The sequence below is a fragment of the Actinopolymorpha singaporensis genome, from assembly GCF_900104745.1.
GTDB classification, from domain to species: domain Bacteria; phylum Actinomycetota; class Actinomycetes; order Propionibacteriales; family Actinopolymorphaceae; genus Actinopolymorpha; species Actinopolymorpha singaporensis.
Genome location: NZ_LT629732.1, coordinates 5585174 through 5604364 on the forward strand (window position 1 = coordinate 5585174; position 19191 = coordinate 5604364).

General features: G+C 71.4%; 15 protein-coding genes. 8 read left to right on the forward strand and 7 right to left on the reverse strand.

What is annotated here, in order from left to right:
• Nucleotides 1-100: 100 nt before the first annotated feature.
• The 4 genes from BLU27_RS24980 (at nt 101) to BLU27_RS24995 (ending at nt 5775) form a co-directional block, all read left to right on the forward strand.
• Nucleotides 101-1006 (forward strand): PIG-L deacetylase family protein, encoded by a 906-nt coding sequence (locus tag BLU27_RS24980; protein WP_092656059.1) that lies wholly within the window; start codon nt 101-103, stop codon nt 1004-1006.
• Nucleotides 1003-2214, forward strand: a complete 1212-nt coding sequence (locus BLU27_RS24985) for a lysylphosphatidylglycerol synthase transmembrane domain-containing protein (RefSeq protein WP_241827622.1) — start codon at nt 1003-1005, stop codon at nt 2212-2214. Before BLU27_RS24980 ends, BLU27_RS24985 begins: the two co-directional genes overlap by 4 nt.
• A 133-nt stretch (nt 2215-2347) precedes the next feature.
• Nucleotides 2348-3715, forward strand: a complete 1368-nt coding sequence (locus tag BLU27_RS24990; RefSeq protein ID WP_157728795.1) for a Gfo/Idh/MocA family protein — start codon at nt 2348-2350, stop codon at nt 3713-3715.
• Nucleotides 3709-5775 (forward strand): hypothetical protein, encoded by a 2067-nt coding sequence (locus tag BLU27_RS24995; protein WP_241827623.1) that lies wholly within the window; start codon nt 3709-3711, stop codon nt 5773-5775. The genes BLU27_RS24990 and BLU27_RS24995 overlap by 7 nt, the downstream gene beginning before the upstream one ends.
• A 15-nt stretch (nt 5776-5790) precedes the next feature.
• Here the strand turns inward: BLU27_RS24995 and miaB are convergent, their stop codons facing one another.
• A complete protein-coding gene (miaB, locus tag BLU27_RS25000) occupies nt 5791-7314 on the reverse strand; it encodes a tRNA (N6-isopentenyl adenosine(37)-C2)-methylthiotransferase MiaB (RefSeq protein ID WP_092656061.1) in 1524 nt (507 codons plus the stop codon).
• Nucleotides 7315-7698: 384 nt separating this feature from the next.
• Between miaB and BLU27_RS25005 the strand changes: the two genes are divergently transcribed.
• From BLU27_RS25005 to BLU27_RS25020, 4 genes are all read left to right on the forward strand, one after another.
• Nucleotides 7699-8418 carry an amino acid ABC transporter ATP-binding protein gene (locus BLU27_RS25005; protein ID WP_422386111.1) on the forward strand — a complete coding sequence of 240 codons (720 nt, stop codon included), beginning with the start codon at nt 7699-7701 and terminating at the stop codon, nt 8416-8418.
• Nucleotides 8419-8640: 222 nt separating this feature from the next.
• Complete coding sequence (locus BLU27_RS25010; protein WP_092656063.1) at nt 8641-9516, forward strand: glutamate ABC transporter substrate-binding protein; 876 nt, start codon at nt 8641-8643, stop codon at nt 9514-9516.
• Between the two features lie 95 nt (nt 9517-9611).
• Complete coding sequence (locus BLU27_RS25015) at nt 9612-10259, forward strand: amino acid ABC transporter permease (protein WP_092656064.1); 648 nt, start codon at nt 9612-9614, stop codon at nt 10257-10259.
• Nucleotides 10256-11149, forward strand: coding sequence for an amino acid ABC transporter permease (locus BLU27_RS25020; protein WP_092656065.1), 894 nt, complete (start codon nt 10256-10258; stop codon nt 11147-11149). The genes BLU27_RS25015 and BLU27_RS25020 overlap by 4 nt, the downstream gene beginning before the upstream one ends.
• Before the next feature lie 82 nt (nt 11150-11231).
• Here the strand turns inward: BLU27_RS25020 and rny are convergent, their stop codons facing one another.
• From rny to BLU27_RS25055, 6 genes are all read right to left on the reverse strand, one after another.
• Complete coding sequence (gene rny / locus BLU27_RS25025) at nt 11232-12725, reverse strand: ribonuclease Y (protein WP_092656066.1); 1494 nt, start codon at nt 12723-12725, stop codon at nt 11232-11234.
• 484 nt (nt 12726-13209) lie between these two features.
• Nucleotides 13210-14406, reverse strand: a complete 1197-nt coding sequence (locus BLU27_RS25035) for a GNAT family N-acetyltransferase (RefSeq protein WP_092656068.1) — start codon at nt 14404-14406, stop codon at nt 13210-13212.
• Between the two features lie 78 nt (nt 14407-14484).
• On the reverse strand, nt 14485-15099 hold the full coding sequence (locus BLU27_RS25040) for a regulatory protein RecX (protein ID WP_092656069.1): 615 nt from the start codon (nt 15097-15099) through the stop codon (nt 14485-14487).
• Between the two features lie 21 nt (nt 15100-15120).
• Nucleotides 15121-16164 (reverse strand): recombinase RecA, encoded by a 1044-nt coding sequence (recA, locus tag BLU27_RS25045; RefSeq protein WP_092658243.1) that lies wholly within the window; start codon nt 16162-16164, stop codon nt 15121-15123.
• Between the two features lie 294 nt (nt 16165-16458).
• Entirely contained in the window at nt 16459-16653 is a 195-nt protein-coding gene (locus BLU27_RS25050) for a DUF3046 domain-containing protein (protein WP_092658245.1), read from the reverse strand.
• Between the two features lie 321 nt (nt 16654-16974).
• On the reverse strand, nt 16975-19008 hold the full coding sequence (locus tag BLU27_RS25055) for a glycosyltransferase family A protein (protein WP_092656070.1): 2034 nt from the start codon (nt 19006-19008) through the stop codon (nt 16975-16977).
• Nucleotides 19009-19191: the final 183 nt, after the last annotated feature.

Consider the following 19191-nt stretch of genomic DNA (forward strand, 5'->3'; position numbering starts at 1 on the left):
ATGAGTATCAGCACTGGCCCACGCCGTCGCCACTGGAGGATTCCCGGAGATGTCCCTGAGGACACGGCGGTTTCGTACCCACCCGTGCGAGGGTGGGGGGATGGGCCGCACGTGCGTGTTCTTCCACGCTCATCCCGACGACGAGGCGTTGTTCACCTCGGGCACCATGGCCCGGCTCGCGGCGGAGGGGCACCGTGTCGTCCTGGTGGTCGCCACGGCAGGTGACCAGGGACTGGCCGCGCCGGAGTCGATCATCGCCGGGACGGGCCGCGGCACGTCGGGAGGCGCCGGACGCGGCTCCGGCGCTCCCGCTGACCGCACCGCCGCTCCCCGGCTCGGCGACGTACGCCTCGCCGAACTCCGCGCGTCCGCCGCGGCACTCGGCGTCGCTCGTGTGGAACATCTCGGCTACGCCGACTCCGGCCTCGATGGCCGGGCCGAACCCACCTGGGCGCCGGCCTTCGTCCGCGCCGACGTCGACGAGGCGGCCGGGCGGCTGGCCACGCTGCTGGCCGAGGAGCATGCCGACCTGGTGACGACGTACGACCCGGCCGGCGGCTACGGCCACCCCGACCACGTGCGGGTGCACCAGGTGGGCGCCCGGGCCGCCGAACTCGCCGGTACACCCACCGTCCTGGAGGCGACCGTCGACCGGGAGCTGCTGCTGCGCGCGCTGCGCCTGGTGGGGCGGGTCTACCGTTTCCCGCCGGAGTTCGACGTGAGCAGCTTCGAGCGCGCGTTCGCGCCCCGGCCGGAGATCACCCACCGGATCGACGTACGCCGGTACGCCCGAGCCAAGCGGGCGAGCCTGGCCGCGCACGCCACCCAGGCCACCGGCGGCGACTCGGTGCGGACCGTCGCGGCGTTGCGCCGGCTGCCCGGGCCGCTGTTCCGGCTGGTGCTCGGCACCGAGTGGTACGTCCAGCGTGACCTCGCGCCCGGCACCCGGTTGACGCACCCGCTCGCCGGGCTCGCCACGTCCCGCACTCCCGGCGGTGCGCGGTGACGGCGACCGGAGACGCGTTCCGCCACCCGTGGGTGCGCACCGCGCTGTCGGTGGCCTCGGTCCTGGTCGCGATCGGACTGGTCGTGGCCCTGCCCTACATCGTGGGCATCGACTGGGGCATCATCTGGGCGCAGTTCGCCCGGCTGAACCCGTGGGTCGTGGTGGGCCTGTTCGCCCTGTGGGGTCTCGGCCTGTGGGCGTACACCTGGGTGCTCACCGCGTCGCTGCCCGGGCTCAACCACCGCCAGGCGCTGACCCTGAACGCGGTCGGCAGCGCGGTGAGCAACCTGATGCCGTTCGGCGGGGCCGCAGGTGTGGCGGTCAACTTCGCCATGGCCCGGTCGTGGGGGTTCCGCAGCCACGCGATCGCGGTGTCCACGGTCGCCTCCGGCATCTGCAACGTCCTGGCGAGGTTCCTGCTGCCGGCGGTCGGTCTGCTCGCGCTGCTGGCCGCGGGGCACGTGCCGGACGCCTGGCTCGCCGTCCCCGTGGGTACCGCCTCGCTGGCGTTGTTCGGGCTGGTCGCCGCCCTGGTGGTCGCGCTGCGCTGGGACAGTGCCGCCGAGGTCGTTGGCCGGGCGGCCGACCGTGCACTGCGGCTACTCCCCCGCCGCATCCGGCCCGCCGACCACCAGGCCAGCACCGCTCTCGCCCGGCTGCGGGTAACGACCTCGGGACTGCTCAGGTCGTCGTGGCTGCCGATGACCCTCGGGATCAGCACCTACCTCGCGCTGCAGGCCGCGTTGTTCTGCGCGTGCCTGCTGGCCACCGGCGCCTACCGGGGCGTCGGCGAGGCCGTCGCGGCGTTCGCCCTCGGCCGGCTGCTCACCACCGTGGTGGTCACGCCGGGCGGGTTCGGGATCGCCGAGGCCGGCACGGCGGCGGTGATGATCCACCTGGGCGGGGCGCCGGGGCCGGTCACCGCGGCGGTGCTGCTGTTCTCGATGTTCACGTTCGTACTGGAGGTGCCGCTCGGAGCGGCGTTCTGGCTGCTGCGGTCGCTGTCCGGCTCGCCCGCGACGGGCGACCAGCGGCTGCGGCTGGTACCGGCCCTGATCATGCCCCCGGCCGGGGGCGACCGCCGTACCGAGAACGTGGAGGGTGGAGAGGGCACGGACGACGCCGACCACGCCGACCACGCCGGCCACGGCGGCGGCCACTCGGAGCGCACCGACCGGGCCCCGCGACGCTCCGCGGCCGAGTACTGAACCCCATCACCCGGCCCCGGCCCCCTCGCGGGGCTGCCCGAGGCCCGCGGAGGACGGGTACGGGAAAGCGCTTTCGTACGATGGGTTGCCCAACCTGTGCGGCACACCTCGCACGCCGGTACGAGGAGGCGACGTGACGACCCCACCTCTGAGCTCCCCTCAGGCCGACCCCGGGGATACGACACCCCGCGTCGGGCTGGTCGGCGTCAACGGATACGGCCGTACCCACCTGCGCAACGCCGCCCGGCTGCAGGAGCAGGGGCTGCTGCGGCTGGTCGGGTACGCCGACGTCGCGCCGGACGCCGCCGCCGTGGTCGCCGAACACCTCGCCGCACGGGCGTACGACGGCCCACCGCCGCACGGTCACCGCACCCTCACCGACCTGCTGGCCACCGACCGCCCCGACATCGTGGTGCTCGGCACGCCGATCCCCCTCCACGCGCAGATGATCGAGGAGGCGTTCACCGCCGGCGCCTCGGTCCTGGTGGAGAAGCCGCCGGTGGTGACCGTGCAGGACATGGACCGGTTGCTGGCCCTGCAGGACTCCGCCGGCTCTGCCGGCTCAGGTGACTCAGGCGACTCCGGCGGTCCGCTGTGCCAGGTGGGATTCCAGAACGCCCGGGCACCGGCCGTCCGCGCGCTGGCCCGGCTCGCCCGTGACGGCGCGCTCGGCGAGGTGGAGCACGTGGGGCTGGGCGGCCGCTGGTCGCGTCCGGACTCCTACTACGCGCGCACCGACTGGGCCGGCCGCCTCGTCCACGACCGCAGGTACGTCCTGGACGGAACGCTCACGAATCCGCTCGCGCACGGGCTGATGAACGCCCTGATCGTGGCCGGCGACCACGACGACAGCCCGGCCACGCCGACCGCGGTGCGGGCGGAGCTGTACCGCTGCCGGGACAGCATCGAGGGCGACGACACCGCGAGCGTCCGCGTGGAGACCGCCGAGGGCCGCACCGTCGTCGCGTCGGTCACGCTGTGCGCGCCGGTGCAGGTGCCGCCGTACGTGTTCGTCCGGGGCAGCCGGGCAACCGCCCGGGCGTACTACACGACCGGACAACTCACCCTGGAGTCCGCGCGCATCGCTCAGCCACCGCCGGCAGCAGCCGTCCGGGCGGTCGAGGCGCTGGCCGCCGACGCGGCGCGCGCCGGCCGCGCGCCGGGTGACCCCGGGTCGCCCGATCTGCTCGCGAATCTGGTCAATGTCGTCCGCGGTTACGACGATCGGCTCCTGTGTCCCCTTAGGATGACCCGAGGCTTCGTCCTCGCCCTCAACGGCATGTACGAGTCCGCAGGCAGACCCGGCCCCGTCTCGCCACGCTTCACCACCGTCCATGACGAGAACGGCGAGCGCTGGGTGCACCTGGTGGGCGTCGACGACCTCATCGAGCGCTGCGCCCGCGACGGGCTGTTGTTCTCCGAGGCCGGCGCCGACTGGGCCACACCCACCCGCGCGTTCTCCCTCGCGAACTACCGGAACTTCACTTCGTTCTCATGCTGATGGACCGCTATCGCATCGTCGCGCGCCACAACGTCCGGCGGACCTCCGCCGACCCGCTGGAGCCGCTCACGGTCGGCAACGGCGAGTTCGCCTTCACCGCCGACGTGACCGGCCTGCAGACGTTTCCCTCGTTCCACGCCGAAGGTATGCGGCTGGGAACCCAGGCGCAGTGGGCCTGGCACACCGCGCCCAACCCGGAAGGCTACGCGCTGGAGGAGTCCTTCGAGGACTACGCGACGGCGGCCGGGCGCTCGGTGCCGTACTCCACCACCGGCCCGGACTTCGGCGACCCGTCGGCTCGTTCCCGCGCCAGGCTGGCCCGCCAGTGGCTGCGGGAGAACCCCCACCGCATCGACCTCGGCCGGATCGGGTTCGTGCGCCCCGGCGGACAACTGCTGCAGCTGTCGGAGCTGGGCGCGGTCAGCCAGCGGCTGGACCTGTGGCGTGGCCGGATCGAGAGCCGGTTCGAGCTGGACGGGACGCCGGTCGAGGTGACGACGGTCTGCGACCCCGAGCTCGACCTGCTCGCGGTACGCGTGGAGTCGCAGTTGCTGGCGCGCGGTGAGCTCGCGGTGGGCACCCGCTTCCCGTACGCCGTGGGCGACTGGAGCGAGCCGTGCGACTGGGATTCGCCCACCAGCCACCTCTCCGAGGTGCACGTGCGCGACAACCGCGCCGACATCCGCCGGGTACTCGACGACGACGTGCACCACGTGGCGCTCACCTGGTCGGCCGGTGCGGCGCTGAAGCAGCTGGGACCGCACGAGTTCATCGTGCACGCCGACGGCGTGGGCGTCCTCGAACTCACCGTCGGCTTCTCCCCCGCCCCGGTCGAGGAGGCGCCGACGGTGGCCGCCGTGCTTGCCGCGGCCGAGGTGTCCTGGACGGAGTTCTGGTCGACCGGCGGGATCGTCGACCTGTCCGGCTCCACCGACCCGCGGGCCGGGGAGCTCGAACGCCGGGTGGTTCTGTCGCAGTACCTCACCGCGGTCAACTGCGCGGGCTCGACCCCGCCGCAGGAAACCGGTCTGGTCACCAACAGCTGGCGCGGGAAGTTCCACCTCGAGATGCACTGGTGGCACGCGGCCCACTTCGCGCTCTGGAACCACCCGGCCCTGCTCGAACGCAGCCTCGGGTGGTACGACAAGGCGCTGTCGGCCGCCCAGGAGACCGCCCGGCTCCAGGGCTACTCCGGGGCCCGCTGGCCCAAGCAGGTCGGGCCGGAGGCGCGGGAGAGCCCGAGCGACATCGGCGCGCTGCTGGTGTGGCAGCAGCCGCACCCGATCTACTTCGCCGAGCTGGTCTGGCGGCGCCGGCCGTCCCGGCGTACGGCGGAACGCTTCGCCCGCCTGGTCTTCGAGTCGGCGGCCTTCATGGCGTCGTACGCCACCTGGGATCCGCGCCGGGAACGCTTCGACCTCGGACCGCCGGTGGCGTCGGCGCAGGAGAAGGCCTACCCACTGCGCCGCGAGGCCCGCAACCCCGCGTTCGAGCTGGCGTACTGGCGATGGGGCCTGCAGAACGCACAACTGTGGCGCGAACGCCTCGGCCTGGCCCGCGTACCCGCCTGGGACGCGGTGGCGAAGCATCTCGGGCCGCTGCCGGAACGCGACGGCCGCTACGTCGAGCTGGAACACCCGGTGACCGAACGCGAGGGCCACCCGACGATGGTGGGTGCCCTGGGGTTCGTGCCCGACGTCGGCCTGGCCGACGTCGACCTCATGCGGACCACGCTGCGCGACGTGCTCGACCGCTGGGAGTGGTCGGACACGTGGGGCTGGGACTATCCCCTGCTGGCGATGACCGCCTGCCGGGTCGGCGAACCCCGCCTCGCGGTGGAGGCACTGCTGCTGGACACGCCGAAGAACCACTACCTCGGCAACGGGCACAACTTCCAGCGCCCGGGCACGTTGCCGCTGTACCTCCCCGGCAACGGCGGTCTGCTGTACGCCGTGGCGATGATGGCGGCCGGCTGGGACGGCGCCCCCGAGGGTCCGGCGCCGGGGTTCCCCGATACCGGGTGGCAGGTGCGGTCGGAGAACCTCGCGCCCGCACCCTGAGCCACCCGCCCGCGGTCAGCGGCGGACGGCCGGCATTCCGAGCAGGACCCCGGACGGCGTACCCGACACGTCCGCGGTCTGCGTCGGTCCCGCTTGCCGGGCCGCCCACAGGTCACCGGCCCGGGTCCGCCGAACGTCCAGCAACGGGCCGTCGGCGACCAGGTGGTGCGGGGCGGCGTAGGTGACCTCGACCGTCACCAGGTCGCCGGGGCGTACGCCGGCCAGGGCGGCGCCACCGGGGCGGCCACCGGAGAAGTGCACCAGCCGGTTGTCCCGGGCGCGTCCGCTCATGCGTTCGGTGGCGGCGTCCTTGCGGCCCTCCCCCTCGGAGACGAGCACCTCGACCTGGCGGCCGACGAGCGCGCGGTTCTCCGCCCAGGCGAGCTCCTCGACGAGCTCGACCAGGCGTTCGTACCGCGCCTGCACGACCCTCTTGGGTACCTGGTCGGGCAGCGTCGCCGCCGGCGTACCCGGCCGCTTGGAGTACTGGAACGTGAACGCCGCGGAGAACCTCGCCTCGCGTACGACGTTCAGCGTCTCCTCGAAGTCCTCCTCGGTCTCGCCGGGGAAGCCGACGATGATGTCGGTGGTGATCGCGGCGTCCGGCATCGCCTGCCGCACCTTCGCCACGATGTCGAGGTAGCGGGCCTGGCGGTAGGAACGCCGCATCGCCTTCAGCACGCGGTCCGATCCCGACTGCAGCGGCATGTGCAACTGGTGCATGACGTTCGGTGTCTGCGCCATCGCGGCGATCACGTCGTCGGTGAAGTCGCGCGGGTGCGGGGAGGTGAACCGCACCCGCTCCAGCCCCTCGATCTCCCCGCACGACCGCAGCAGTTTGCCGAACGCGAACCGGTCGCCGAACTCCACGCCGTAGGCGTTGACGTTCTGGCCGAGCAGCGTGACCTCGAGGACACCCTCGGCGACCAGCGCCTCGACCTCGGCGAGGATGTCGCCGGGCCGGCGGTCCTTCTCCCGGCCGCGCAGCGCCGGCACGATGCAGAACGTGCACGTGTTGTTGCAGCCGACACTCACCGCGACCCAGGCCGCGGCCGGCGACTCCCGGCGCGAGGGCAGGGTGGACGGGAACGTCTCCAGGTAGTCCTTGATCTCCACCTGCGCCTCGCCGAGCACCCGGGACCGCTCCAGCAGGGCCGGCAGCGAGCCGATGTTGTGGGTGCCGAACACGACGTCGACCCACGGCGCCCGGCGGACGATCTCGCCCTTGTCCTTCTGGGCGAGGCACCCGCCGACGGCGATCTGCATGCCGGGGCGCCTGGCCTTCGCCGGCGCCAGGTGGCCGAGGTTGCCGTACAGCTTGTTGTCGGCGTTCTCCCGGACGGCGCAGGTGTTGAGGACCACGACGTCGGCCGCGGCGCCGGCGGGCGCGCGGACGTAGCCCGCGTCCTCCAGCAGTCCGGACAGGCGCTCGGAGTCGTGGACGTTCATCTGGCACCCGAAGGTGCGCAGCTCGTACGTGCGCGTGCCGGGATCGCCGACGGCAGCGCCGGATGCCGGGGATTCGATACGGTGCGTCATGACCGTCCAAGGGTACGGCGCACCGTGGTCGCGGCAGGGGGGCAGGCGGCCCCCTCAGCGGCGGAACTGCGGGATCTGACCGAAATGTACCCGGATCTCCCGGTCCCGCCGTGCACGGGGCTGCCCGGGACCTGCCTCGACCTGCCCGGGACTCGAGGCGAAAGCGACATACACGTCCGGGTCGATCGGTGCCGTCCCGGACGTCAGCGGAGCACCCCGCGAACGATCACGGTCGCCACGGCGTGATCGTCATGTTCCAGTCGGGCTACAGACCGCCGGGCGGTCTCGCGTCAGAACTCGAAGGAAGGTACCTTCCCCGTCATGACAGACACGAGCGAGCGACCGCCCTCTGCCGGCGCGGCCTCCGCACGCCCGCTGGTCACCATGGAGCACGTCGACAAACACTTCGGTGACCTGCACGTGCTCCAGGACATCAACCTCACCGTGAACGCGGGTGAGGTCGTGGTGATCATCGGGCCGTCGGGGTCGGGCAAGTCGACGCTGTGTAGGACGATCAACCGACTGGAGCCGATCGACTCCGGAGAGATCCGGCTCGACGGCCAGCACCTTCCGGAGGAGGGCAAGAAGCTCGCCCAGCTCCGCGCCGACGTGGGCATGGTCTTCCAGTCCTTCAACCTCTTCCAGCACAAGACCGTGCTGGAGAACGTCACGCTCGGCCCGATCCGGGTCCGCAAGGTTCCCAAGGCGGAGGCCGAGACGAGGGCCCGGGCGCTCCTGGACCGGGTGGGTGTCGGCAACCAGGCCGAGAAGTACCCCGCGCAGCTGTCCGGCGGCCAGCAGCAGCGGGTGGCGATCGCCCGCGCCCTGGCGATGGAGCCGAAGGTCATCCTCTTCGACGAGCCCACGTCCGCACTCGACCCGGAGATGATCAAGGAAGTACTCGACGTGATGGTCGACCTCGCCCGCGGCGGCATGACGATGGTCGTCGTCACCCACGAGATGGGGTTCGCTCGCAGCGCGGCCGACCGGGTCGCGTTCATGGCCGACGGGCGGATCGTCGAGGAACGCACCCCAGAGGAGTTCTTCACCAATCCCCAGTCGGCACGGGCGAAGGACTTCCTCTCCAAGATCCTTCAGCACTGAGCGCCGTAGCTAAGCCGCACCGGACCGTGACGATGCCTCAGTCGACCTTTGATGATGCTGCGCCGGGGCCGCGCGGCCGCCTAGGATCACCGACCACAGCGGGGCGGCCTCCCGTTCCCGCAGCAAAGAGCTCAACCCGCACACGCCGAAAGCCGTTCCCCACCGGACCTGCCGGGACCATACGCAAGCTGGGGTTGCGGGCCACCACAAGAAAGGGACGTCATGCGTAAGAGCAGTCTGCGGTTGCTCGGAGCCGGCCTGGTAGCCGCGCTGGCCCTCACCGCCTGCGGAGGCAGCGGCGGAGGCCAGACGGACGTCAAGGTCGCCGAGAACCCCAAGTTCCCCGCGGGTTCGTCGATGGCGAAGTTCGCCAAGGCGAAGAAGATCAAGATCGGCATCAAGTTCGACCAGCCGGGCATCGGCTACAAGAAGCCCGGCACCGACACGCCGACCGGCTTCGACGTGGCGATGGCCGAGATCATCGCGGGCGGCATGGGCATCGAACCCAAGAACATCGAGTGGGTCGAGACCGTGTCGAAGAACCGCGAGCCCTTCCTGCAGAAGGGCACCGTCGACCTCGTGCTCGCGTCGTACTCCATCACGCCCGAGCGGCGCCAGGTCGTCGGCCAGGCCGGACCGTACTTCGTCACCGGGCAGGGCCTGCTCGTCCGCAAGGACGACAAGTCGATCAAGTCCGGCAGCGACCTCAAGGGCAAGAAGGTCTGCTCCGTCACCGGCTCGACCTCGCTGAAGCAGGTCGAGGAGAAGTACGGCGCCAACCCGGCCCCGTTCGGCTCCTACTCCGAGTGCGTGACCCAGCTGAAGAACAAGTCCGTCGACGCGGTCACCACCGACGAGGCGATCCTCCTCGGCTACGCCGCGGAGGACAGTGACCTGGCGGTCGTCGGCAAGCCGTTCACCGAGGAGCGCTACGGGATCGGCTTCAAGAAGGGCGACACCGGGATGTGCAAGTACCTCACCGACGCCATCAACAAGTCGGTGAAGGACGGGGACTGGAAGAAGGCGTTCGACGCCACGCTCGGCAAGGCCGACGTGAAGGCGCCGGCCCCGCCCAAGCCGGACCCCAACTGCCAGTGAGCACAGGCCTGCCCGGCGCGCGGCCCGCGCCGGGCAGGCCTATGTCGCCCACCCGTCCGCTTCATCGGGCGCCGACCAAGGGAGACCAGCCCGACGTGAACGTGCTGATCGACAACCTGCCGAAGATCCTCTCCGGCTTCTGGCTCACGGTCCAGTTGCTCGTCGTCTCCGGGGTCGTCGCGACGCTGCTCGGCACCATCCTGGCGGCCATGCGGGTCTCCCCGGTGCCGGTCCTGCAGCGAGCGGGCACGGCGTACGTCACGGTCTTCCGCAACACCCCGCTGCTCATCGTCTTCCTGATCGTCGTGACCGGGCTGCCGGCGGTCGGGCTGCAGTACAGCTTCTTCGTCCGGGCGATCATCGCACTCTCCCTCTACACCGCGGCGTTCGTGTGCGAAGCGCTGCGCTCGGGCATCAACGCCATCCAGGCCGGCCAGGCGGAGGCGGCCCGGGCCATCGGCATGACGTTCGGGCAGAGTCTGCGGCTGATCGTGCTGCCGCAGGCGTTCCGCGCCGTCGTACCACCGCTGGCGAGCATCCTCATCGCCCTCACCAAGAACACCGCCATCGCCGAGGTGTTCGGCGTGACCGAGGCGAGCTACCAGCTCGACTCGCTGGTACGCGACTTCCCGACCGCCCTGTGGTGGCTGTTCGCCGGTATCGCGATCGGCTACATGATCATCGTCTTCGTGATCGCCGGTGGCGCCTCCCTGCTCGAACGACGTTGGACGGTGACCCGATGAGTACAGTCCTCTTCGACGTACCCGGCCCGGTCGCCCGGCGCCGGCACCGCATCGGCGGAGTGATCGGCGCGCTCGTCCTGCTGGCCCTGCTCGGGTTCGTGCTGTGGAAGCTGTGGGCCGCCGACCAGATCACCCCGAAGGCCTTCGAGCCGTTCGCCGACCCCGACATCCTGCGCGGGCTGGGCGAGGCGATCGTCACCACGCTGACCGCGGCCGCCGTCGCCATCGTGCTGGCCCTGGTGTTCGGAGCGGTGTTCGCCGCCGGCCGGCTGTCCGACCACGCGATCCTGCGCTGGCCGTCGATCGCGGTGATCGAGTTCTTCCGTGCCATCCCGCTGGTGCTGCTGATCCTGGCCGTCTTCCTCGGCTTCGGCGACGTGACGGGCCGCTTCTGGGCCCTGGTGCTGGCCCTGATGCTCTACAACGGGTCGGTGCTGGCGGAGGTGTTCCGCGCCGGCATCAAGGCGGTGCCGCGCGGCCAGTCGGAGGCGGCGTACGCGCTCGGTCTGCGCAAGAGCAGCGTGATGTTGCTGATCCTCGTTCCGCAGGCCGTCACCACGATGCTCCCGGCCATCATCAGCCAGTGCGTGGTGGCGCTGAAGGACACCGCGCTGGGCTACATCATCAGCTCCCAGGAACTGGCGTCGTTCACCAAGCAGGTCATCTCCGGCTACAACAACCCGATCGCGGCCGGAGCCATCGCGGCCGCGGTCTACATCGTCATCAACTACACGCTGTCCCGGATCGCGCAGTGGCTGGAGGCTCGGCAACGCCGCAGGGGCCGGGCCGTCGTCCCGTTGGCCAGCACCCCGGCCGGCGACCCCAGCGGCGGTGTCTCGACTGGTGTGTCCGGCGGTACGCCCGGGGGCGGCTCCGGCCCGGCTCGCTGAGCCCGCGGTCGGCCCGGCCCCGCCCCCGCGCTGTCCACCGTGCGCCGGGGGTCGGCGTCCGGTCACCGGTCGCCGGTCGTGATCACAGAGCGGTCTCGGTGGCGCGGGTCTCCCGGATCACGGTGACCCGGATCTGCCCGGGGTAGGTCAGCTCGGCCTCCACCCGCTTCGCGATGTCGCGGGCGAGCACCTGCGCCTGGAGGTCGTCGACCTCGGCCGGGACCACCATGACGCGGACGTCCCGCCCGGACCGCATCGCGTGCACGGTGTCCACGCCGGGGTACGACCGAGCGATCTCCTCCAGTCGCTCCAGTCGCTGGACGTACGCCGCGAGCGACTCCCGGCGGGCGCCGGGCCGGCCGCCGGAGATGGCGTCCGCCGCCTGGGTCAGCACCGCCTCGACCGTGCGTGGCTCCACCTCGTCGTGATGCGCCTCGATCGCGTGCACCACCTCCGCGCTCTCGCCGTGCGACCGGGCGAGTTCGGCGCCCACCAGGGCGTGACTGCCCTCGGCCTGGTGGGTGAGCGCCTTGCCGATGTCGTGCAGCAACCCGCACCGCTTGGGCAGTGCCGGGTCCAGCCCGAGCTCGGCGGCCAGCAGGGCCGCGATGGACGCCGACTCGACCAGGTGCCGTAGCACGTTCTGGCCGTACGACGTGCGGAACCGCAACGTGCCGAGCAGCCGGACCAGTTCGGGGTGCAGGTCGGTCAGCCCGGTCTCCGCGACCGCCTCCTCTCCCGCCCGCAGGCAGGTCTGCTCGACCTCGCCGAGGCTCCGGGCGTACAGCTCCTCGATCCGGCGCGGATGGATCCGTCCGTCGAGCACCAGGTGCTCCAGGGTCATCCGACCGACCTCGCGCCGGACGGGATCGAAGCAGGACAACATGACCGACTCCGGGGTCTCGTCCACGATCACGTTGACGCCGGTGATCTGCTCGAAGGCGCGGATGTTGCGCCCGTCCCGGCCGATGATGCGGCCCTTCAGCTCGTCACTGGGCAGTTGCAGCGTGGTCACCACCGAGTCGGTGGTCTGTTCGGTCGCCAGGCGCTGTACGACCGTGGTGATGATGGCCCGGGCTCGCCGGTCCCCCTCCGCGCGTGCCTGGCGTTCCAGCTCGCGGACCGTCAGTGCCGCCTCGCGCTTGGCCTCGTTCTCAATGGAGCTCACGAGCTGGGCCCTGGCCTGGTCGGCGGTCAGCCGGGCGGCGCGCTCAAGGACCAGCCTGCGCTCGGTCTCCAGGTCGGCGAGTGCGGCCTGGCGAGCGGTCAGCGCCTCCTGGGTGGCCGAGATCGTGCGGCTCCGGATCTCGAGTTCGCGTTCGGCCACGTCGAGCCGGGACTCGCGTTCGGCGAGGCGGCGTTCACGGCGCTCGACGTCGTCGGAGCGGGCACGCAGCTCCTCCGGCGGTGAGGTTGCGGCGGCACCACCGGCGGTGTCAGCGGCGGAGGCCGACGGGCCTCCCGGCCTGGCACGGGCGGTGGCCCACCAGGACCACGCGGGGCGAAGGAGGGCACCGAGGAGTACGAGCACGGCAAGCCCGACGAGCAGCAGGGCGACCTGGACGAGCGACCACATCAGCGCAGCACTCCCTTCCCCGACCGCCACCTCGGCGAACCCGCCGGTGGAGGTCTGGCCCGGGACGAGATCGGTCGGCGCGCATGAGCCGGTGGGCGGGCGGCGACCTTGCCGCGCCCGGCGCCCGGGTGTCACGTCGTCTCGCGTACCAGCCTCACCTGGCGCAAGATCCGGTGACGCAGAGTTGTCACTGGTCCGACTCTTCGAGCCGTTCGACGGCGATGGTGGCGGCGGTCTCGAGGAAGTTGCAGGTGAGGCTCGGTCCGGGGGACGCGAGTGGCGACGACGGCGACTGACGCAGAGTGATCTCTTCCTGTTCTGGAGGCTAAGTCGCCGTACGGGGCCGGTCAAGGACGGTGGACAAGGGCGGCCGTCCGCCCGGGCCGGTCGAGCCGGGGCTCCGCCCGACCGAACGCCCGACCGAACGGCTGGCCGCCCGCCGGACCGTCCGCCTGACCGTGCGCCTGACCGGTACGGCTCGGCCTCAGAAGAAGTCGCGGGACCAGGGCAGGCGGCCGGCGAACACGCGGTCCAGTGCGGCCAGGTCGGCGGCGTCCGCGCCGGTGACCAGCCCGAGCCGGGCCAGCCGGTGCGGCGACGCCCAGCCGGTGTAGAGCGAGGCCAGCCGGCCGATACCGAGGCGTACGTCCCCTCGTCCGCCCGGCTCCAGGTGGCCGGCGCCGTCCTTGACCCGCAACACGTGCGGGCCGGTGTTCCATCTGGCCACCGGGTCGTCGAGGTGAAGATGGACCTCGGCGGTGACGTCCGGGGCGTACCCCCGAGCGGCGATCGCACCGGCCGCGTCCACCAACCGGGTCATCCAGCACCAGCCCCGGTCGGCCGGGCGCAGGTCGCGTTCGCCGACCAGCATCGGCAGCGCGGACTGCGGCGGCGTCACCAGCGTCACCGTGCCGGCCACGGGGTACTGCGCGGCGAGAACGCGCAGCAGGGCAAGCTCACTGGCCAGGTCGACGGCCAGCAACTGGAGCACGGTGATGGTGTAGAAGCCGCGGTCGTCGGCGGGGTCCGTCCGGCTGGCGACCAGCAGGCCGGTGAGGCGACCATTGGCCTCGGCGACGTACCCCTCCTGGATCCCGGGATGGCCGAGCAGCCGGCGGGCGCCGAACTCGGGACCGTGGGACAGGTTGCCCGGCTCCTCCCGCGACACCGCTTCGTGCAACTCGCGGATGGCGGGCAGGTCCGCCTCCGTGGTGGGCCGCACGTCGACCTGACCGTCCGGCCTGGGCAGAGGGGTGAGTGCACGCAGGTCCAGCCGCTGCTCGGGATAGCTGCCGGCGACCTCCCAGCCGTTGCGGCGGTAGAGGGTGTGGTTCATCGGATAGAGCGAAGACACCACTTCGCCCCGGTCGCGCATTGCCCGGATTGCCTCGTGGACGAGGGTGCTCGCGACTCCCCTGCCGCGCGCGTCGGGGGCCACGGCAACGCCGGAGACACCGCCCATCGGCACCCGACGTCCCCCGAACCACTGGCCGAGCTCCCACACCGCCAGCCGCCCCACGATCCGCTCGCCCTCGGTAGCCAGCAGCCGGCGGTCGAGCGGGTTCGCGCCCCGGTCGTTCGCGTCGTCGTAGGGAGCCGGACGGGCCGCGAACGCCAGTTGGCTGAGATCGTGGAGTGCCTGCCGGTCGTCGTCGCGGGCGGTCCGCACCTGAAGCGCCATGGCTGGCACGCTAGCGCCGACCTCGCGGCGGCGGTGACCCGGGCGGACCACCGGCCGGTTCAGGCCGTGGGCCCGGATCTACGGACCGGCGGTTTCCATCGAGTCGGCGGCACCGCTGAACTCTGCGACAGCGGCGCGGTGCTCCTCGTCGGACTCCCCCTCCAGCGCCTCCCGGACGACTCGCGCGGCGAGCCCCGGCGAGTAGCCTTTGCGGGCCAGCATCGCGGCCAGCCGACGGACCCTGGTGCGCCCGTCGAGTCCCCGGGTCGCGGCGAGCTTGCGGTCCACCAGGGCACGGGCGGTTTCCAGCTCGGTCTCCGGCGACAGCTGGTCGAGCGCCTCGCCGACCTCGGAGTCACCGACCCCCCGGCGGCGCAGCTCGTGGGCCAGGGCCCGTCGTGCCAGCCCGCGCCCGGTGTGGCGGGACTCGACCCACGCCCGGGCGAAAGCCGCGTCGTCGATCAGGCCAACGTCGGTGAACCGCCCGAGGACGGACTCGATGATGTCCTCGGGCACCTCCTTGCGGCGCAGCGCCTGTTCCAGCTCCGCCCGCGAGCGGGGCTGGCCGGTGAGCTGGCGCAGAACGATGGTGCGGGCTGACTGCTCGGGATCGGTCGCGGCCTGTTCCTGATCGTCGTCCGACCGCGACCTCGATGATCTCGACCTAGAGGATCTCGATGACTTCTGCCTCACCTGTTCGTCTGCTCCTCGGCGCTAGAAGTCCTCGGGCTCGGGCTCGGACTCGTCCGCGGGCTGGTCCACTTGCGGGCCGATACCGACCTTCTCCTTGATCTTCTTCTCCAGCTCCTCGGCGAGGTCAGGGTTGTCCCGAAGGAACTTCCGCGCGTTTTCCTTGCCCTGGCCGAGCTGGTCGCCGTCGTAGGTGTACCAGGCGCCGGCCTTGCGGACGATGCCGTGCTCCACCCCGAGGTCGATCAGGCTGCCCTCGCGGCTGACTCCTTCGCCGAACAGCATGTCGAACTCGGCCTGCCGGAAAGGCGGGGCCATCTTGTTCTTCACGACCTTCACCCGGACCCGGCTGCCCACGGGGTCCTGGCCGTCCTTCAGCGTCTCGATCCGCCGCACGTCGAGGCGAACGGACGCGTAGAACTTCAGCGCCTTGCCGCCGGTCGTGGTCTCCGGCGACCCGAACATCACACCGACCTTCTCGCGAAGCTGGTTGATGAAGATGGCGGTGGTCTTGGAGGAACTGATCACACCGGTCAACTTGCGCAACGCCTGGCTCATCAGCCGGGCCTGCAGACCGACGTGGCTGTCGCCCATCTCGCCCTCGATCTCGGCCCGTGGCACCAGGGCCGCCACCGAGTCGATCACGACGACGTCGAGGGCACCGGAACGGATCAGCATGTCGGCGATCTCCAGCGCCTGCTCACCGTTGTCCGGCTGGGACACCAGCAAGGCGTCGGTGTCGACGCCGAGCTTCTTTGCGTATTCAGGGTCGAGGGCGTGCTCGGCGTCGATGAATCCGGCGACACCGCCTGCCTTCTGCGCGTTGGCCAACGCGTGCAGTGCGAGGGTGGTCTTACCCGAACTCTCCGGCCCGTAGATCTCCACGACCCGCCCACGGGGCAGGCCGCCGATCCCGAGCGCCACGTCGAGGGCGATCGCTCCGGTCGGGATCACCTCGATCGGAGCGCGACCCTCCTGGCCCAGGCGCATCACTGCGCCCTTGCCGAACTGCCGCTCGATCTGCGCTATCGCGGTGTCCAGCGACTTGTCGCGGTCCTGAGCTCCCATGCTCGCCATCCCGGTCAGGTCGGGGGCTCGCCGTGAGCCCCGGGACTTCTTCTGCGTGGTCTTCTCGTTCATCACACCCGAGACGTTAGAGGTGACCACCGACATACCTGAATCCGGGCGGTGGAACCTGTGGACGCCACGGCCGTGAGCCGCATTGTGGACAAAACCCGCCGGCGGCGAGTGTGGCCCGTCAATGACACTCTACGACGATATGGCGAACACGCGTTCGAAGAGGTACGCCACGCCGAGTCGAGCCGTTCGGACCGGGAACGTCGGGCATGGGGCCGGCGACGTTCAGCGCTCCGACGGAGGAAGCTCCAGGGCCCGCCACACCGCGCGCCAGACGGTCTTCGCGTCGACGCCGGAGTCCAGCGCCTGCTGGGGAGTGCGGCCACCCAGCTCCGCAAGGACCTGGTCGCGTGCCCACGACCGGGCGTAGCCCGAGCCGAGGTGGTGTTCCATCCGTTGCCAGAATTCCGTCAGTCGCACCGGGCCAGTATGACCGTCGCCCGGCCCCGGACCGGCGGCGGTCGCGAGCCCAGCCGGCGTACTCACGGGTGACCGCGACGGCGAACGGGCCCGGCCGCCGCTTCGCGACCGGGCCCCGCACCGCATGGCGTGCCGACGAGCGTCAGCCGCGTCGGTGTCGCCGGCCTGCTCCGCACGCCGCGCACAGGTCGGGTACATGACGGTCGCCTCGTGCAGCTCACCCTTCATCGACTTCTCCAGGTTGGCCGCGTTGTCGCGCACCAGCCCGTACAACTCGGCCGCCTCGGCGAAGTGCTCCCCCAGCTCGACGGAAGTCGGGGGTCAGCTCGGACGGGACCAGCGAGCCACTTGCCGAACCACCTTCTTCAGCAGCTCCGCCTGCTCGTCGGGCAGTCTCCCCAGCAGGCGGTACGTCTGGTGGCGCAGCCGCTGGTCCCCGGCGAGCCGGCTCAGCAGCCGGCGCGGCAGGGCGCGGTAACCGATACCCCGCACTGCCACGATCCGCCCCTCGCGGACGACCGCCACGCCGATCGGGACGGCCGACCGCAGACCGGAGGAGTCGGTGCGCAGGGCGATCGGGTGCCGTCCGGCCGGCAGAACGGGCACGTCCTCCAACGCCAGCACCGCCGCCCCCGCCGGCTCGATCCGGCCCGGGAGCGTGCGCGTCCTGCCGGCGCGGCCGACCACCAGCTCGACCTCGTGGGAGCCCGCGTCCGGGCCGGTGCGTACCGGCAGCGAAAGCTGCAGGCGCGACCCGCCGAGCTGCAACGGCCTCACCCCCAGCGAGGCGACCGCGCCGGCGAGAGCCTGGTCGCGGTCACCCACCTCGACGGTCAGCCGCCCGGTGGGGAGCATCCGCCTGGGTACGACGATCCGGGCAGGGTTCCCGACCACCGCGGGCACCAGCGCCTGCTCCCAGTGAGGGCTGCCGTCCAGAGTGATCCGCAGCGAGCGACCGAGGCCGAGGATCTGGACCGACACCGACAGCTCGCAACGGCCGGCGGGAAGCGGCCCACCGCCGGCCAGCCGGTCCGGATCGAAGGAGAACTCGCCCGAGGCGACCACCTGGTAGCGCGCCTGCGGGCCGTCGTGCGCGACGCGCTCCAGCGAGCCCTTCAGGAGCTCGGGCGCGAACCACCACGTGTTGGTGTCGCGGTGGTGGACGCGCAGGTCGCCGTGCACGTGCCGGCACGGATCACCGACGTCCCACCCGTCGGGCACGGTGGGCAGGCCGGCGGTGAGCTCGTCGTCGAGGTAGTACCTCCCCGCGCGTTCGGTGACCACGACCGGGCGCCCGTCGGAGTGGACGAGGACTACGCGCACCCCGATCCGGAACGCACCGTCGCGCCAGCCCACCTCCTCGACCGAGAGTTCGGCGTGCACCTTCTCACACCGAGTGGCGAGCTCCCGCAGGCCGTCCAGCCGGTCGCGCAGGAGCAGTACCGCGCGCAGCCGCACTACCGGCGCCAGGTCGGAGACCACCCCGTCGTCCTCCCGGAAGCGTTCCAGCGCGAGCTTGCGAACCTCCTTGTAGCCCGCGTTGCGGTAGCCCTCGGAGTAGCGGTTCAGCTTCGGCTCGCGCAGCCGGCCCAACATCTCCGCCCGGAGGAAGCGCCGGAGCAGCCGGTCGCGCAAGTCTCCGGGCTCGGTGCCCTCCACGACGGCATCCATCACCTGCCGGAGGTTCTGGTAGTAGGCCCTGAGGTTGAGGGCGTTGCCGCTGTTGTTGCCCCCGTCGTCGCGCCGGGTCCAGTAGTAGCAGACGTAGTCGCCGACGATGGAGACCGACTTCGCGCGGGTGTACGCGCGAGCCATGAACAGCTGGTCCTCCAGGCGGACCTTCCCCTCCGGGAACCTGATTCCGTTGTCCAGCAGGAACGAGCGGCGGAACATCTTGTGGGGCGTGGCGCTGTCGATCAGCGGCGCGTCCGCGACGGTGCACGATGCCACCGTCCGCGCGAAGACGCTGCTGGGACCGGCCATCGTGCCGCCCACCTTGCCGAGGACGATGTCGGCGTCGTTGCTGGATCCCAGGGCGTACATGCGTTCCAGGGCCTCCGGCGCGAGCTCGTCGTCCTGGTCGACGAACTGGACGTACTCACCGCGCGCGAGGTCGACGCCGACGTTGCGCGGCTTGCCGGGCCAGCCGGAGTTCTCCTGGTGGTGCACCCGCACGTGCGGGTTCGCGGCGGCGAGTGCGTCGAGCCACCCGGGCGAGTCGTCGGTGGAGCCGTCGTCCACGAACACGATCTCGTACTCGTCGGGTGGGAGGCTTTGGCCCAACAGTGACTCCGCGCACTGCTGGAGGTACTTTCCGGGGTTGTAGACGGGCACGACGACACTGGCCTTGATCATTGACTCCCCCGTGCAGATTTGTCCCCGTGGCTGCTGCAGCGCGCACGTGTCGATGAGGTTCCCGGTTGCTCATCTGGACAAACGGCGTGGAACTGCGACGGGTTGCACGCGGAGTTGATCTTTCTTTGACGGCCCCGTGCACAGCAGGACCACGAGCCGGTACGGACAGGACCTGCTACCCGG